We start from the raw sequence: 15,195 nt of genomic DNA, 5'->3' as shown, positions 1-15,195 counted from the left end.
CTACAGGGAACACGAGAACGTGTTATCCCAACGCGCCACGTCTCCCGCCCGCCCGGCCGTCAGCGTTCGCTGACTGGGGCAACGGACACGCCGCCGTGACGCCAAGATCATGCCTCTGGACACAGACTAGAATCTGTTCTAGTTTTCTCGCGTCGGACACGTTCCGAGGCGGAGGAGGACGAGCGGTGACGGTGGCGGACCTGCTGGCGGCGCGCCGGGACGACCCCCGCCCCGGGCTCGTCCACGCGACCGACGGCCGCCGCTGGACCTGGGCCGCCGTCGTCGCCGAGAGCGCCCGCCGCGCCCGCTGGCTCGCCGCCCGCGCGGCCCCCGGCCGCCCGGCGCACGTGGGCGTCCTGCTCGACAACGATCCCGAGACCGTGTTCCTGCTCGGCGGCGCCGCGCTGTCCGGCGCGGTCGTCGTGGCGCTCAACCCGGCGCGGTCCCCGGACGAGATCCAGGCCGACGCCGAGCGCGCCGACTGCGACCTCGTCGTGGCCTCCGCCCGGCACGCCGCGCGGCTGGCGTCGCGCGCGCGGCCCCCGGTCGTTCTGCTCGACGACCACGTCGCCGCCCTCCCCGAAGACGGCCCGGACACCGCCGTGCCGGTCACCGACACGACGCTGCTGATGCTGATCTTCACGTCGGGCACGTCCGGCGACCCGCGCGCCGTCCGCGTCACCCACCGCAAGGTCGAGGTCCCGGGCGCGGTGCTCGCCGACCGCCTGCTCACCCCGGACGACGTCGTCTACTGCCCGATGCCGCTGTTCCACTCCGGCGCCATCATGGCGGCGCTCGCCCCGGCGCTCGCGGCGGGCGCGTGCCTGGTGATCCGCCCGAGGTTCTCGGCGTCGGGGCTGCTGCGCGACGTCCGCGCGCACGGCTGCACGTACCTGCACTACGTCGGCAAGGCCCTCTCCTACGCCCTCGCCACCGAGCCGACCCCGGACGACGCCGCCAACCCGCTCCGCGTCGCGTTCGGCAACGAGGCCGCCCCCGCCGAGCAGGACGCGTTCGCCCGCCGCTTCGGCTGCCACGTCATCGACGCCTACGGCTCGTCGGAGACCGCGATCAGCTTCGCGCCCGGCCCCGACACGCCGCGCGGCTCCCTGGGCCGCCTCACCCCGGGCGTCGCGATCCTGAACGCGGACGGCGAGCCCTGCCCGCCCGCCGCGTTCGACGCGCACGGCCGCCTCACCAACGCCGCCGACGCCGTCGGCGAACTCGTCGCGCGCGACCACGGCCTGTTCGACGGCTACTACCGCGACGACGCCCCCGACCGCCTCCGCGACGGCGCGTTCCACAGCGGCGACCTCGCCTACCGCGACGCCGACGGCCACGTCTACTTCGCCGGCCGCGCCGCCGACCGCCTGCGCGTGGACGGCGAGAACCTCGCCCCCGTCCCCATCGAGCGCGCCCTGGCCGGGCTGCCGGGCGTGCGGCGGCTCGCCGTGTACGGGGTGCCCGACCAGGCGTCCGGCGACCAGGTCATGGTCGCCCTCGTCACCGACGCCTTCGACCCGGACGCGTTCGCCGCCCACCTGCGCGGCCGCCGCGACCTGGCGCCCGTCGCGATGCCGCGCTACGTCCGGATCACCGCCGAGCTGCCGATGACGGCGTCCGGCAAGGTCCTCGGACGCGTCCTGGCCGCCGAACGGTGGCACACCGCCGACCCCGTCTGGTGGCGGCCCGGCCGCGACCTCGCCTACCGCCGGATGACGCCGGAGGACCGCGCCGCGCTCGCGGCCGGGTTCGCCCGGCGCGGCCGGTCGTCTCTGCTGGAAGGGAACCGCTAGTGGACTTCGACCTCGACGAGACCCATCGCGACCTGCGCGACCTGGCCGCCGACGTGCTGGCCCGCGAGGCCGCGACCGACCGGCTCGACGCGCACGAGCGGACCGGCGACGCCTACGACGCCGCGACGTGGCGCGCCCTCGCCCGGGCCGGTCTGCTGGGCGCGCTCGTTCCGGAGGAGCACGGCGGCGCGGGCCTGGGCGCGATCGCGCTGACGGTGGTGCTGCGCGAGGCCGGCGTCCGCACGGCCCCCGTCCCGGCGTACGCGACGCTGGCGCTGGCCGCGCTTCCCCTCGCCCTGCACGGCACCGGCGCGCAGAAGGCACTCTTGGCGGGCGTCGCGTCCGGCGAGACGATCCTGACCGGCGCGTACCGCGAGGCCGGCCCGGCGGGCGAGGTCCGCGCGACCGCCCGCCGCGAGGGCGACCGCCACCTGGTCACCGGCGTGAAGACGTTCGTCCCGTTCGCCGCGCAGGCCGCCCGCATCCTCGTGCCCGCCCGCACCGAGGACGGCGAGATCGCCGTGTTCCTGGTCGAACCGGACGCCGCGACGCTCACCGACCACCCGTCCGCCACCACCGACCCCCTCTACCGCGTCGAACTCGACGGCGCCCCCGGCGACCCCCTCGGCCCCGGCGCCTGGACGACGCTGCGCCGCACCGCCGTCCTCGGCGCCGTCGCGCTCGCGTCCGGCGTCATCGACGGCGCCCTCACCCTCACCGCCGACTACGTCAAGACGCGCGAGCAGTTCGGCCGCCCCCTCGCCCAGTTCCAGGCCGTCACGATGAACGTCGGGGACGTCTACATCGCCAAGCGCGCCCTGGACGTCGCCGTCTGGTCGGCCGCGTGGCGCACCGAGCACGGCGACCCCGACGCGGACCTGGCCGTCGCCGCGTACAACGCCGCGGGCCCCGTCGTGCAGGCCCTCTACACGTGCCAGCACCTGCACGGCGGCATCGGCCTGGACGTCACCTACCCGCTGCACCGCTCCTTCGCCTGGGGCAAGCACGCCGGGCACCTGCTCGGCGGCGCGGACGACCAGCTCGACACCCTCGGCGCCCTCGTCGCACAGGAGGTCTGACATGTTCATCGACCTGACGCCCGACCAGAAGCGGCTCCGCGACGAGCTGCGCGGCTACTTCGCCGCCTGCCTCACCGACGAGCAGCGCGCGGGCATCGCCGACGACCCGTTCGGCACCGCCTACATGGCGCACTGCCGCCGCCTCGGCGCCGACGGCATGCTCGGCGTCGCGCTGCCGGAGGAGTACGGCGGGCGCGGCTTCGGCCCGATGGAGCAGCAGATCTTCGCCAACGAGATCGCCCGCGCCGAGGTCCCGTACCCGATCATCACGCTGAACTCGGTCGCGCCGACGATCCTCCAGTACGGCACCGAGGAGCACAAGAAGCGCTTCCTGCCGAAGATCCTGGCGGGGGAGTGCCACTTCGCGATCGGCTACAGCGAGCCGGAGGCGGGCACCGACCTGGCGTCGCTGCGCACCACGGCCGTCCGCGACGGCGACCACTACGTCGTCAACGGCCAGAAGATCTTCACCTCCGGCGCCCACTACGCCGACTACATCTGGATGGCGGCCCGCACCGACCCCGGCGCCAAGAAGCACAAGGGCATCTCGATGCTCATCGTGGACTGCGCCGACCCGGGCTACTCCTGGACGCCGATCGTCACGATGGACGGCCGCCACCACACCAACTCGACCTACTACCAGGACGTCCGCGTCCCCGCCGACCTGCTCATCGGTGAGGAGAACAAGGGCTGGGACCTCATCGTCAACCAGCTCAACCACGAACGCGTGACGCTCGGCCCGGCGGGCAACATCGGCCACACCTACGACCGGTTCGCCGCCTGGGCGCGCACCACCGAGGGCCGCGACGGGCGCCCGCTCATCGACGTCCCGGACGTCCGCCGCGCCGTCGCGCGCGTGTACGCGTACCTGCGCGTCAACGAACTGCTGAACTGGCAGGTCGCCGCCAACATGGACCTGGGCTGGCTCGGCGCCGCCGACGCGTCCGCCACCAAGATCTACGGCTCGGAGCGGATGCAGGACGTGGGCCGGATCGTCGGGGACGTCCTGGCCCGGCACGGCGATCCGGGCGATCCGGTCACCGCCGCGTTCATCGACCGGCTCGACCACGGCGTCAAGGGCGCGCTCGTCCTGACGTTCGGCGGCGGCGTCAACGAGGTGCAGCGCGAGCTGATCGCCATGATCGGGCTCGGGCTGCCCCGGGCGCCCCGCTGAGGAGGCCGCGTGCACGACGAACTGACGGCGCTGGCGGAACGCCTCGCCGCGCTCGGGGACCGGCCCGGGGTGCCCTGCCCGGACCCGGTGAACGCCGCGATGATCCGCAACTGGACGCAGGCGCTCGGTGACACCGGCGACTGGTCGGAGCTGGCGCCCCCGGCGATGATCCAGGTCTGGTCGATGCCGGGCCTCGGCGCGGCCAGGGCCGGGTCGATCGCGGACGAGCCGCTGCGGCTGCTCGACGGCGCGGGCTTCACCGGCGTCGTCGCGACCAACTGCGACCAGACCTACGACCGGTACGTCCGGGTCGGGGAGGCGCTGCGGTCCACGATGCGGTTCGGCGGTGTCACCGGGCCCAAGAAGACGGCGATGGGCGAGGGGTACTTCGTCACCTGGTTCCAGAGCTGGTGGGACGAGGACGGCGCACGGGTCGCGGAGATGCTGTTCCGCGTCCTGAAGTTCCGGCCGCGCGGGGCGCCGCGCCGCCCGTCCGGCGGCCGGTATCCGCTGCGGCCCGCCATCGGCCCCGACACGCGGTTCTTCTGGGACGGCGTGGACGCCGGGGAGCTGCGCGTCCAGAAGTGCGCCGACTGCGCCGCCCTCCGCCACCCGCCCGGCCCGATGTGCCCGGAATGCCACTCGGTCGAGCGGGACCACGTCGTCGCCGCCGGACGCGGGACCGTGCACAGCTACGTCGTCCACCACCACCCGCCCGTCCCCGGCCGCACCCCGCCGTACGTCGTCGCCGTCGTCGAACTGGACGAGGGCGTCCGGATCGTCGGGAACGTCAACGGCTGCGACCCCGCCGACGTGCACGTCGGAATGCCCGTCCGGCTGGTCTTCGAGCGGATGGACGACGACCTCGTCCTCCCGCAGTGGACCCCGCTGGACGCCCCCGACCCCGAGCCGCCCGCCCCGCGCCCCGAGGGGCTCGACATCGCGCTCACCCCGACGTTCGTCATCGCGACCGCCCTGGCGACCCGCGACCACACGCCCGTCCACCACGACCCCGCCCTCGCGCGGGCGCAGGGGTCGCAGGACATCTTCCTCAACATCCTCACCACGATCGGTCTCGTCCAGCGCTACGCACTGGAACGGGAACCCGGCGCGGAACTCGCGTCCATCGCCGTCCGCCTCGGCGCCCCCGCCTACGCGGGCGACACCCTCACCCTCACCGGCGGCCCCGCCGCCGACGGCACGTACACGGTCCGCGGCCTGGTCTCCCTCGGCGACCACGTCACCGCGACCGTCCGGTTCAAGGAGCCGCACCCATGACGCTGTCCGGACGCGCGGCCATCGCCGGGATCGGCGCCACCGAGTTCTCCAAGGAGTCCGGCCGCTCGGAACTCCGGCTCGCCGCCGAAGCGTGCCTGGCCGCGATCCACGACGCGGGCCTCACCCCCGCCGACGTGGACGGCCTCGTCACGTTCACCGCCGACGCCAGCGCCGAGATCGCCGTCCAGCGCGAACTGGGCATCGACGCGCTGCGGTTCTTCTCCCGCGTCGACTACGGCGGCGGCGCCGCCTGCGGCACCGTCGCGCACGCCGCGATGGCCGTCGCGACCGGGCAGGCCGACGTCGTCGTCTGCTACCGGGCGTTCAACGAGCGGTCCGGGCACCGGTTCGGGCAGGCCGGGGCGTCGTCGCGGGCCGACTCGACCGGGCTGGAGTTCTCCTGGCACCTGCCGTTCGGATTCGCGACGCCCGCCGCGTGGGTCGCGATGCAGGCGCGCCGCTACATGCACGACCACGGCGCCACCAGCGAGGACTTCGGCCGCGTCGCCGTCGCGATGCGGCGGCACGCCGCCACCAACCCGAAGGCGTGGTTCCACGGGCGGCCCATCACGCTGGAGGAGCACCAGGCGTCCCGCTGGATCGTGGACCCGCTGCACCTGCTGGACTGCTGCCAGGAATCGGACGGCGGCGTCGCGCTCGTCGTCACCACGCCCGAGCGCGCCCGCGACCTGCCGCACCCGCCCGCGGTGATCCGCGCCGCCGCGCAGGGCACCGGCCCCGGGCAGATGATGATGTTCGGCTACTACACCGGCGACCTGGCCGCGCTCCCGGCGATGAACACGGTCGGCACCCGGCTCTGGAAGCAGTCCGGCCTGACGCCCGGCGACGTCCACGTGGGCATCCTCTACGACCACTTCACGCCGTTCGTCCTCATGCAGCTCGAAGAACTCGGCTTCTGCGGACGCGGCGAGGCCCCCGGCTACGTCGCCGACGGCGGCATCGAACTCGACGGCCGCCTCCCGGTCAACCCGCACGGCGGGCAGCTCGGCGAGGCGTACATCCACGGCATGAACGGCATCGCCGAGGCCGTCCGCCAGCTCCGCGGCACCGCCGCCAACCAGGTGGCCGACGTCGAGCACGTCCTCGTCACCGCCGGCACCGGAGTCCCCACCAGCGGCCTCGTCCTCGGCACCGGCTAGCCGGTGGCGTCCTCCAGGCTGGCGAAGGCCTCGTCGAGCGCGTCGGACAGGACCGTGTAGGACATGCCGCCGTTACGGACGACGACCATCGCGGCCTGGAAGGTGCTCACGATGCAGGACGCCTGGACATGGGGCCCGATGTCGGTGTCGGGGTCGGCGCCGGTGCGGCCCGCGACGATCTCGGCCGTCTCGCGGAGCAGGGTCTGGGCGTTCTGGAGGCTCGCGGCCAGCAGGGTCGGGCTCTCGTCGAGCATCCGCAGCAGGCACGCGTACCGGAAGTGGTCGAAGCCGAGCTCGCCGCGCTCGTAGGCGCGGGTGACCGTGACGATGCCCCGGCGGGCGGCGGTGAAGACGGGCTCCTCGCGCGGGCGGTTGGCGATGGCCGTGAGCGTGACGTCCTTCTGCTCCGCCTGGAAGGTCAGCGCGACCTCCTCCTTGGAACCGAAGTACCGGAAGAACGTGCGGGCCGACACCCCGGCGGCGTCGGCGATCTCGTCGACCGTCGTGGCGTCGTAGCCCTTGGCGTCGAAGAGGGTGAAGGCGGCGTCGACCAGGTTCTCCCGGGTCAGCTGCTTCTTCCGCTCCCGCTTTCCGGTGGGAGGCGCCTCGTTCTTCCCGAGGGAGGGTTCACTCGCGATCATGCAGACAGCCTAATTCGCACAGGTCAACTTCGAGTAACCGAATCTGTCAGAAGACGGCCGGAGCCGGACGTCTACTCGCCGCTCGGCGACGGTTCGGGCGTCGTCGGGTCGGGCGAGGGCGGCGGGGTCTCGGCCGGGGGCTCGGGCGTCTCGGTGGGCGGCGGCTCCTCCGTGGGCGGCGGCTCCTCGGTCGGCGGAGGCGTCGTCGGGGGAGGGGTCGTCGGAGGCGGCGTCGGCTTGGGCGTCGCGGACGGGGGCGGCGTCGGGGACGGCTTGCCCGGCTCGCTCGGCTTGATCGTCGCCGGCTTGTCCTTCTTCGGCTTGTCGGCCTTGGGCGGCGCGGCCGGGGCGGAGTACGGCGGCGCGTACGGCGGGATCACCGGGGCGGGGTCGCTGCCGTACTGCGTCGTCGGGCCGGTCGCCGGCGACGTCGCGGCCGTCTTCGGCGTCGGCGTCTCGGTCGGCGCGGACGTCCGCTGGACGATCGGCTCGGTGGCCGAAGGCCCGGTGCTGTCGCTCGTCGTCGGCATGGCGGCCAGGTCGCCACCGCCGCCGCCCTTGCCGGACGGCCACGCGGCCAGCAGCCCGATCGTCGCGGCGACCGAGGCGGCCACCCCGGCGACCGCGCCCGCGCCGCGCGCCAGGCCCTTCTTGGACCGCGCCCTGTGCTCGGGCAGCGGGCCGATGACGACGAGGGGGTTCGGCGCGGTCAGCGTCGCCAGCGACTCGGCGGGCAGCTCGTCGCCCCACGCGATGACCTTCTCGCGCAGCCCGGCGGGCGGGTCCTGCGGGGAGCGGTCCGCGAGCAGTTCGGGCAGGCGGCCCTTCTCGAACGCCGTGATCAGCTCGGCGTCGGACTGGGCGGCGCCGCGCATGAGGGCGTCCAGCACGCCGCGCTCCAGCCGGGCGCGGGCCGCCTGGAGGAGGGCGTCGGCGGTGTCGGGGGCGACGCCGAGGACGCGGCCGGTGTCGGCGACGGTCAGCCAGTCGCCCGCGCGTAGGAGCAGGGCCTCGCGGTGGTCGGCGCGCAGTGCGGCGGCGGCGCGCAGCAGCGTGCCGCCGGCCTCGAACACCGGCGGGCGGCCGGAGAACGCGCCGCGCTCGGCGCAGGCCGACCGCGCGAGCGCGTACAGCCAGAGGACGCGGTCGCCGCGCAGCGGGTGCCGCAGGGCGGCGGCGAAGGTGTCGGCGACGGCCTCGGGCGCCTCGCGGTCGCCCAGCAGCGACCAGCAGTAGGCGTGCAGCCGGGCGGCGTTGCCGTCGTAGAGGGAGCCCAGGTCTCCGCGCATGTGACCTCCAGTCCCTGCGTTCTCCGACGAAACGGTAGGAATCGGGACTCTAGTGCAGCCGGTCAAGGGCCGGAAGCCCGCGCCAACCTTCCCCCCGAAGTCTTGAGAATTCTCGACAAGTTCTGATTGCTGATCCGGTTCACCCGGGAAGGCTCCCGTCCCGTCACGGCATCCGGCGAACCGGGAGAGGCGATGCGAGGACTCACGGTGCACGACGTGCACCGGTACATCCGCGGAGTGTGTTTCAAGAACGGCCCGCCCGGCACGGTCGGCGCGGAGACCGAGTGGTTGGTGACGGCCGCGGCCGACCCGGCGGCGCACGTGCCCGCCGCGGGCGTCCGCGCGCTCGTCGCGGCGGCCGGTGACCCGCCCGGCGGCAGCCGGGTCACCTACGAGCCCGGCGGGCAGATCGAGCTGAGTTCCGCGCCCTGCGCCGACCTCGGCACCCTGCACCGCGCGCTGGCCCGCGACATCGCGCACCTGCGCGTCGCGCTGGAGCCCGCCGGGCTGACGCTCACCGGGCGCGGCGTCGACCCGCTGCGGCTGCCCCGCTTCCAGGCCGAGCATCCCCGCTACCGCTGCATGCGGGACTACTTCGTCGCGTCCGGGTTCGCCGACGCGGGCCTGGCGATGATGTGCACGACGGCGTCCGTGCAGGTCTGCGTCGACATCGGTGCCGACGCCGCCGACGCGGCCCGCCGCTGGTGGCTCGCGCACGCGCTCGGCCCGGTGCTGGTCGCGGCGTTCGCGAACTCGCCGGTGCGGTCCGGGCGGGCGACGGGGCTGCGCTCGTCCCGGCAGGGCATCTGGACCGACCTGGACCCCTGCCGGACGCTGCCGGTCTGCGACGTGCACACCGACCCGGCGCAGGCGTGGGCGCGGTACGCGCTGGACGCCCGCGTCATGGTGCGCCGCACCGCCGAGGGCGGCTGGCTCGCAGACCCCGGCATGACGTTCGGGGAGTGGGTCGCCACCGGCGAGCCCACCGAGGACGACCTGGTGTACCACCTGTCCACGCTGTTCCCCCCGGTCCGCCCGCGCGGCTGGCTGGAACTGCGGATGATCGACGCGCTGCCGGGCCGGTACTGGCCGGTGCCGGTCGCGGTCGCGACGGCGCTGCTGGACGACCCCGCCGCATCGGCGGCGGCCGAGGAGGCCGTCGCGCCGGTCGCGTCGCGGTGGTCGGAGGCGGCCCGCGACGCCCTCACCGACGCGCCGCTCGCCCTGGCCGCCCGCGCCTGCTTCGCGGCGGCGATCGAGGCGCTGCCCCGGCTGCGCGGCGGCGCGCTCGTCCCGCTCGTCGCGGAGTACGCGGCCCGCTATGTGGAACGGGGCCGCTGCCCGGCCGACGACATCGCACCACGGATGCAGGAGGTCGCGTCATGACCGAACAGATCAGGGAACTGCTCGCGGACGAGCTGGGCCGGGTGCGCGAGCGCAGCTTCGGCCTGACCACGTCGGTGCTGGACGACCGGGCGCTCACCGCGCAGGTGTCGCCGCTGATGTCACCGCTCGTCTGGGACCTGGCGCACGTCGGGAACTACGAGGAGCTGTGGCTGCTGCGCGCGGCGACGGGGGCTGAGCCGCTGCGGCCGGAGATCGACGGGCTGTACGACGCGTTCGAGCACCCGCGCGCCGAGCGCCCGGCGCTGCCGCTGCTGCCGCCGAAGGAGGCGCGCGCCTACCTGGCGACCGTCCGGGCGCGGGTGCTGGACACGCTGGAGCACGCGCGGTTCGACACCGACGACAGGCTCACCCGGGACGCGTTCGTGTACCGGATGGTCGTGCAGCACGAGCACATGCACGACGAGACGATGCTCGCCACGCACCAGCTCCGCACGGACGCCGCCCTGCTCGACCCCGGCGCGCCCGCGCGGGCCGGACGGCCTGGCCCGGCGGAGGTGTTCGTCCCCGGCGGGCCGTTCACGATGGGCACCGACCGCGATCCGTGGGCGCTGGACAACGAGCGCCCCGCGCACACCGTCGACGTGCCCGCCTTCCACCTGGACGCCGAGCCGGTCAGCAACGCCCGGTTCGGTGCGTTCATGGCGGCGGGCGGCTACGGCGAGCCCCGCTGGTGGACGACCGAGGGCTGGGAGTGGCGCACCACGTCCGGCAAGCGCGCGCCCGGGTTCTGGACGCGCGAGGGCGACGGCTGGGTGCGGCGCCGGTTCGGCCGGACCGAGGAGATCCCGCCGGACGAGGCCGTGCAGCACGTCTGCTGGTACGAGGCCGACGCCTACGCGCGCTGGGCCGGGCGGCGGCTGCCGACCGAGGCCGAGTGGGATAAGGCCGCCCTCTGGGACTCCGACGCGGGCCGCGCCCGCCGCTACCCGTGGGGCGAGGAGTACGAGGAGCGGCACGCGAACCTGGGCCAGCGGGCGCTGCGGCCGTCGTCGGACGGCGCCTACCCGGACGGGGCGTCGCCGTACGGCGCGCGCCGGATGGTCGGTGACGTGTGGGAGTGGACGTCGTCGGACTTCGCCGCGTATCCGGGGTTCCGGGCGTTCCCGTACCGGGAGTACTCCGAGGTGTTCTTCGGGCCCGAGTACAAGGTGCTGCGCGGCGGCTCGTGGGCGACGCACCCGCTGGGCGCCCGGGGCACGTTCCGCAACTGGGACTACCCGATCCGGCGGCAGATCTTCGCCGGCTTCCGCACCGCCCGGGACGCCTGATGTGCCGCCACGTGGGCTATCTCGGCCCGCCCCGCACGCTGCACTCGCTGGTGTTCGACGGCGAGCACTCCCTGGAGCACCAGGCGTACGCGCCGCGCATGACGCAGGGCAACCTGCTCAACGCCGACGGGTTCGGCGTCGGCTGGTACGCGGGTAATGGCCCGCCCCTGCGGTTCCGGCGGGCGCAGCCGCTGTGGACGGACGTGTCGTTCGCCGAGATCGCGCGGTCCGTCGCCACGTCGTGCGGTGTGGCCGCCGTCCGGTCGGCGACGGCCGGGTTCCCGGTGGACGAGTCGTGCGCGCAGCCATTGCGGGCCGGGCACCGCCTGTTCAGCCACAACGGCAAGATCATCGGCTATCCGGAGGTCGAGGACAAGCTGCGCGAACTCGCCGGGGGAGTCGCGGGCGTGCCGGACGCCCGCGCCCCCGTCGACTCGGCCGTGCTGCTCGCGCTGGCCGCCCGGAACTGGCGCGACGGCGCCGGGCTCGGCGCGGCGCTCGCGGCCGTCGTCACGACGGTCGCGGCGCTGGCCGACGGCCGCTACAACCTGCTCGCCGCCGACGGTGCCGCGCTCGCCGCGACCACCTGGGGCGACTCGCTGTTCGTCCGGGAGACGCCGGGCGCGGTCGAGGTGGCGTCCGAGCCGCTCGACGGCGCGCCCGGCTGGCGGGCCGTGCCCGACCGCTCCCTGCTCACCGCCGACCTCGCCGCCGGTGTCACGATCACCCCACTCGAAGGAGCACCGTGGACCGCCACCTGACCGACGACGACCTGGCGGCGGCCCTGCGCCGGGACGTCCGCGCGGGCCTGACCGCCACCCCCAAGACGCTGCCGCCCAAGTACTTCTACGACGAGCGCGGCAGCCGCCTGTTCGAGCGGATCACCGAGCTGGACGAGTACTACCCGACCCGCGCCGAACGCTCGATCCTGCGGGAGCGGTCGGCCGAGATCGCCGAGGCGACCGGCGCGGAGACGCTGCTGGAGCTGGGCGCCGGGTCGGGGGAGAAGACGCGGCTGCTGCTGGACGGCCTCGCCGCGACGCTGCGCACCTACGTGCCGGTGGACGTCAGCGGCGACTTCCTCGCCGAGACCGTCGCGAAGATCGCGGCGGACCTGCCCGCGCTGGACGTCCACGGCGTCGTCGCCGACTACGAGCGGCACCTGCCGCTGCTGCCCGCCGGTCCGCGCCGCCTGATCGCGTTCCTCGGCGGCACGGTCGGCAACTTCCACCCGGCCGACCGCGCGGAGTTCCTGGCCGCGCTGCGCGCCACGATGCGGCCCGGGGACGCGCTGCTGCTCGGCGCCGACCTCGTGAAGGACCCGTCCCGGCTCGTCCGCGCCTACGACGACGCGCAGGGGGTGACGGCCGACTTCAACCGCAACGTGCTGCGCGTCCTGAACAAGGACCTCGGCGCCGACTTCGACGTCGCGGCGTTCGAGCACCGGTCCGTCTGGGACGCGGACAACGAGTGGATCGAGATGCGCCTGCGCGCCACCCGCGCGCAGCGCGTCCGCGTCGCGGCCCTCGACCTGGACGTCGCGTTCGCGGCGGGCGAGGAGATGCGCACCGAGATCTCCGCCAAGTTCCGCCCGGCCGGTCTGGAGGCCGACCTGAACCGGGCGGGCCTGGCCCTCACCGAGTTCTGGACCGACCCCCCGGGCGACTTCTCCCTCTCCCTGTCCGTCCCGGCCTGACGCGCCCCGTCCGCGTCCGCGCTCAGCGGGCGCGGACGGGGTGGGCGAGGTCGAGGCGGCGCAGGTCCTGGACGAGGCGGGTGGCGAGGTAGCGGTGGCCCGCCGGGGTGGGGTGGACGCCGTCGGGGCGGATGTAGGTGGTGGCGTTGCCGGTTCCGGCGGACTGGTCGCCGGTGATCCACTGTTCGGCGATGGGGTCCACGAAGGGGATCTTCGACTCGGCGGCGACGGCGGACAGCGCGTCGCGGACGGCGAGCGCGGTGGGCGGCGGGGCCTCGTGGCCCCACAGCGGGCCGATGAGGACCTGCCGGGTGCCGGGCCAGCGCTGGGCGGCGAGGCGCAGCAGCTCGCGGGCGGCGCCGGCGACCTGGACGGGCGGGAAGCGGGTGTCGTTGTGGCCGCCGGAGACGATGAGCAGGTCCGGCGCGGGGCGCCAGCCGAGCTGGGCCTCGAACAGCGGCCCGAACGCCTGCGCGCCGGTGCCCGTCGAGACGAAGCCGGTGCCCGCGCGTCCGCCGAGGAACACGTGCCAGCCGAGCAGCCGTCCCGTGGCCGAGGCGTAGGTGGTCTCGGGGCGGGTGGTGCGGTTGCCGACCGTGTAGGAGTCGCCGATGAACATCACCACGGGTGAGGCGGCCACCGGAGGCGGTGTCACCGCGGGCGCGGACGCGGCCTCCCCGACCGACGTGCCGAACGCGGTGCAGCCGCTGAGCGGCAGCGTGCCGAGGGCGAGGAGCGCGGCGGCCCGGCGCACGCGGAGAGAACGCATGGAGACTCCGCCGTGAATCAGGGGGATTGGGAGGTTGAATCCTATCGGCGGTAGAGCGTGTTGGTAACGGGGTAAAGGTCGGTGATCGAAGCCGGGCGGAACGACAGTGGGGGCGTCCGGCCCCCCACGGGCCGGACGCCCCCACCGCGCCCCTGGTCGGCGGTCAGTCCTCGTCGAGCGGGCGCAGCTCGTCGGCGTAGCTGACCGAGAGGCGCCGCATCAGGCCGTCGTCGCTGATGGAGTACTGGCCGAGGCGCCACAGCGGCGGCGAGTACGCGTGGATCGACACGCTCGCGGGGGCCGTGCCCGTCATGCGGTGGATGTGCTCGGGCCCGAAGCACATCGACGCGCCCTCGCGCAGCGCGACCTCCACGTGCTCGCCGCCGATGCGCGGGTTGTTCTCGGCCAGTTCGCCGCTGACGACCCGGACGGCGCCCGACGAGATGTCGTGATCGTGCCAGCCGGTGTCGTTCTCGGGCGTCCAGCACAGCAGCCACACGTCCACGTACTCGTCCCGGTAGAGCGACGCGTAGTGCCGCTCCCCGTCGGAGAAGGCGACGTGCCGCCGCCACACGTCGGGCCGGTCGGCCAGCTCGTTCACCAGGTCGAGCAGCTCGCGCTTGTCCAGCGCGCGCGGCGGCAGGCCGGTGAGACACGGCGCGGCACCGGGGGTTTCGACGGCGGCGCTGAGGACGTCAGCGGACATGATCTCGCTCCTCTCCGGTGAGCAGGCGGTGCGGGTTGGCCACGCGGAACGCGTGGAACGCGGCCTCGCCCAGGGCGAGGTCGCGCGGGTCGGCATACGGCCGGTCGGAACCGTGCACGACGACGTCGACGCCGAGCGCGCGGACGATCGCGTCCGCCGCCCGGGGACCGTAGGAGGACGTGTCCAGGAACGCGTCCCGGTCGATCTCGCCCCGGCCGCCGCCGCGCGCGGCGACGCGCTCGCCGTGCAGCGGCGCGAGCCCGGCGAGCAGCGCGAAGCAGGCCCGCAGCCGGGGATGCCGGGGGCGGCCGAAGGCGCGGAAGGCGTACCAGGCGGCGTGCATCTGCTGGACGTAGGGGACGACGGCGGGCCACCACGACGGCACGTCCCCGGCCGCGACGGCCGGGCCGGGGTGGACGAGCAGCGGCAGGCCCCGCTCCTCCAGCAGGTCGAGCAGCGGGGCGCAGCGCGCGAACCCGGCGGCGTCGGCCAGCGCGGTCGCGGGGAGCTGGAGCCCGGCCAGGCCCGCGTCCAGCGCGGCGGCGGTGGCCGGGGCGTCGATCGTGTGGACGCTCGCCGCCGCCCACGACCCGAACGGCGCGGGGAGCGCGGCGGCGCCCTCGTGGTAGGCGGCCAGCAGCGGCGCGGCCTGCGCGGGCGGCAGCGTCTCGACGCCGAGCGGGGACGACAGCGAGATCAGCGCGCGGTCCAGCCCGTCGGCCTCGGCCCGGGCGGCGCGGGCGGCGACGTCGTGGTCGGCGGGGTTCACCGGGTACGGGGGCTCACCGTCGAGATAGAGGGTCCAGTCGTCCAGGTAAGGAGGAGTTCGCCGGGCGCGCAAGGCGGCGAGAAAAGGCGGGGTCCACAGGTGCTGGTGCACGTCGGTGCCGCGCGCTCCCGTCCCCGTCACCGCGATGCCCCTCACTGAACCG

General features: G+C 74.8%; 14 protein-coding genes. 9 read left to right on the top strand and 5 right to left on the bottom strand.

Features of this window, described 5'->3' with window-relative positions; all coding sequences use genetic code 11:
• Positions 1 to 185: 185 nt before the first annotated feature.
• From C229_RS0112585 to C229_RS0112565, 5 genes are read left to right on the top strand one after another with little or no spacing between them, the layout of a single operon-like run.
• Complete coding sequence (locus tag C229_RS0112585) at positions 186 to 1,796, top strand: AMP-binding protein (protein WP_018655435.1); 1,611 nt, start codon at positions 186 to 188, stop codon at positions 1,794 to 1,796.
• Positions 1,796 to 2,875, top strand: coding sequence for an acyl-CoA dehydrogenase family protein (locus tag C229_RS0112580; protein ID WP_018655434.1), 1,080 nt, complete (start codon positions 1,796 to 1,798; stop codon positions 2,873 to 2,875). Before C229_RS0112585 ends, C229_RS0112580 begins: the two co-directional genes overlap by 1 nt.
• Position 2,876: 1 nt before the next feature.
• Entirely contained in the window at positions 2,877 to 4,049 is a 1,173-nt protein-coding gene (locus tag C229_RS0112575) for an acyl-CoA dehydrogenase family protein (protein WP_018655433.1), read from the top strand.
• A 9-nt stretch (positions 4,050 to 4,058) separates the two neighbouring features.
• A complete protein-coding gene (locus tag C229_RS35760; RefSeq protein ID WP_018655432.1) occupies positions 4,059 to 5,327 on the top strand; it encodes an OB-fold domain-containing protein in 1,269 nt (422 codons plus the stop codon).
• A complete protein-coding gene (locus C229_RS0112565) occupies positions 5,324 to 6,487 on the top strand; it encodes a lipid-transfer protein (protein ID WP_018655431.1) in 1,164 nt (387 codons plus the stop codon). The genes C229_RS35760 and C229_RS0112565 overlap by 4 nt, the downstream gene beginning before the upstream one ends.
• Here the strand turns inward: C229_RS0112565 and C229_RS0112560 are convergent.
• Both C229_RS0112560 and C229_RS34920 read right to left on the bottom strand, forming a co-directional pair.
• Positions 6,484 to 7,128, bottom strand: a complete 645-nt coding sequence (locus C229_RS0112560) for a TetR family transcriptional regulator (protein WP_018655430.1) — start codon at positions 7,126 to 7,128, stop codon at positions 6,484 to 6,486. The genes C229_RS0112565 and C229_RS0112560 overlap by 4 nt on opposite strands.
• 71 nt (positions 7,129 to 7,199) lie before the next feature.
• Positions 7,200 to 8,417, bottom strand: coding sequence for an RNA polymerase sigma factor (locus tag C229_RS34920; protein ID WP_018655429.1), 1,218 nt, complete (start codon positions 8,415 to 8,417; stop codon positions 7,200 to 7,202).
• A gap of 192 nt (positions 8,418 to 8,609) precedes the next feature.
• Between C229_RS34920 and egtA the strand changes: the two genes are divergently transcribed.
• Genes egtA through egtD form a run of 4 tightly spaced genes read left to right on the top strand, consistent with a single transcriptional unit; the run spans position 8,610 to position 12,788 of the window.
• Positions 8,610 to 9,803 carry an ergothioneine biosynthesis glutamate--cysteine ligase EgtA gene (gene egtA / locus C229_RS0112550; RefSeq protein ID WP_026313718.1) on the top strand — a complete coding sequence of 398 codons (1,194 nt, stop codon included), beginning with the start codon at positions 8,610 to 8,612 and terminating at the stop codon, positions 9,801 to 9,803.
• The gene (gene egtB, locus C229_RS0112545) at positions 9,800 to 11,092 is read left to right on the top strand and encodes an ergothioneine biosynthesis protein EgtB (RefSeq protein ID WP_018655427.1); all 1,293 of its coding nucleotides are present in this window, start codon (positions 9,800 to 9,802) and stop codon (positions 11,090 to 11,092) included. The genes egtA and egtB overlap by 4 nt, the downstream gene beginning before the upstream one ends.
• A complete protein-coding gene (gene egtC, locus C229_RS0112540) occupies positions 11,092 to 11,853 on the top strand; it encodes an ergothioneine biosynthesis protein EgtC (RefSeq protein ID WP_018655426.1) in 762 nt (253 codons plus the stop codon). Before egtB ends, egtC begins: the two co-directional genes overlap by 1 nt.
• Positions 11,838 to 12,788 (top strand): L-histidine N(alpha)-methyltransferase, encoded by a 951-nt coding sequence (gene egtD / locus C229_RS0112535; RefSeq protein ID WP_018655425.1) that lies wholly within the window; start codon positions 11,838 to 11,840, stop codon positions 12,786 to 12,788. Before egtC ends, egtD begins: the two co-directional genes overlap by 16 nt.
• Before the next feature lie 22 nt (positions 12,789 to 12,810).
• Here the strand turns inward: egtD and C229_RS0112530 are convergent, their stop codons facing one another.
• The 3 genes from C229_RS0112530 to C229_RS0112520 form a co-directional block, all read right to left on the bottom strand.
• On the bottom strand, positions 12,811 to 13,557 hold the full coding sequence (locus C229_RS0112530) for an SGNH/GDSL hydrolase family protein (RefSeq protein WP_051108945.1): 747 nt from the start codon (positions 13,555 to 13,557) through the stop codon (positions 12,811 to 12,813).
• A 163-nt stretch (positions 13,558 to 13,720) separates the two neighbouring features.
• Complete coding sequence (locus C229_RS0112525; protein ID WP_018655423.1) at positions 13,721 to 14,263, bottom strand: cysteine dioxygenase; 543 nt, start codon at positions 14,261 to 14,263, stop codon at positions 13,721 to 13,723.
• A complete protein-coding gene (locus tag C229_RS0112520) occupies positions 14,253 to 15,173 on the bottom strand; it encodes an amidohydrolase family protein (protein ID WP_026313717.1) in 921 nt (306 codons plus the stop codon). The genes C229_RS0112525 and C229_RS0112520 overlap by 11 nt, the downstream gene beginning before the upstream one ends.
• Between the last annotated feature and the right edge of the window lie 22 nt (positions 15,174 to 15,195).

The sequence above is a fragment of the Actinomadura flavalba DSM 45200 genome (assembly GCF_000374305.1).
Lineage (GTDB): Bacteria > Actinomycetota > Actinomycetes > Streptosporangiales > Streptosporangiaceae > Spirillospora > Spirillospora flavalba.
The sequence above is the reverse complement of the archived record's forward strand: the minus strand, read 5'-3'. Positions and strand labels throughout refer to the sequence as shown.

Coding starts and splice junctions, on each gene's coding strand:
- C229_RS0112575 (WP_018655433.1), top strand. CDS start 2,877: ATGTTCATCGACCTGACGCCCGACCAGAAGCGGCTCCGCGACGAGCTG.
- egtC (WP_018655426.1), top strand. CDS start 11,092: ATGTGCCGCCACGTGGGCTATCTCGGCCCGCCCCGCACGCTGCACTCG.
- C229_RS0112560 (WP_018655430.1), bottom strand. CDS start 7,128: ATGATCGCGAGTGAACCCTCCCTCGGGAAGAACGAGGCGCCTCCCACC.
- egtB (WP_018655427.1), top strand. CDS start 9,800: ATGACCGAACAGATCAGGGAACTGCTCGCGGACGAGCTGGGCCGGGTG.
- C229_RS0112530 (WP_051108945.1), bottom strand. CDS start 13,557: ATGCGTTCTCTCCGCGTGCGCCGGGCCGCCGCGCTCCTCGCCCTCGGC.
- C229_RS0112525 (WP_018655423.1), bottom strand. CDS start 14,263: ATGTCCGCTGACGTCCTCAGCGCCGCCGTCGAAACCCCCGGTGCCGCG.
- C229_RS0112565 (WP_018655431.1), top strand. CDS start 5,324: ATGACGCTGTCCGGACGCGCGGCCATCGCCGGGATCGGCGCCACCGAG.
- C229_RS34920 (WP_018655429.1), bottom strand. CDS start 8,417: ATGCGCGGAGACCTGGGCTCCCTCTACGACGGCAACGCCGCCCGGCTG.
- egtA (WP_026313718.1), top strand. CDS start 8,610: ATGCGAGGACTCACGGTGCACGACGTGCACCGGTACATCCGCGGAGTG.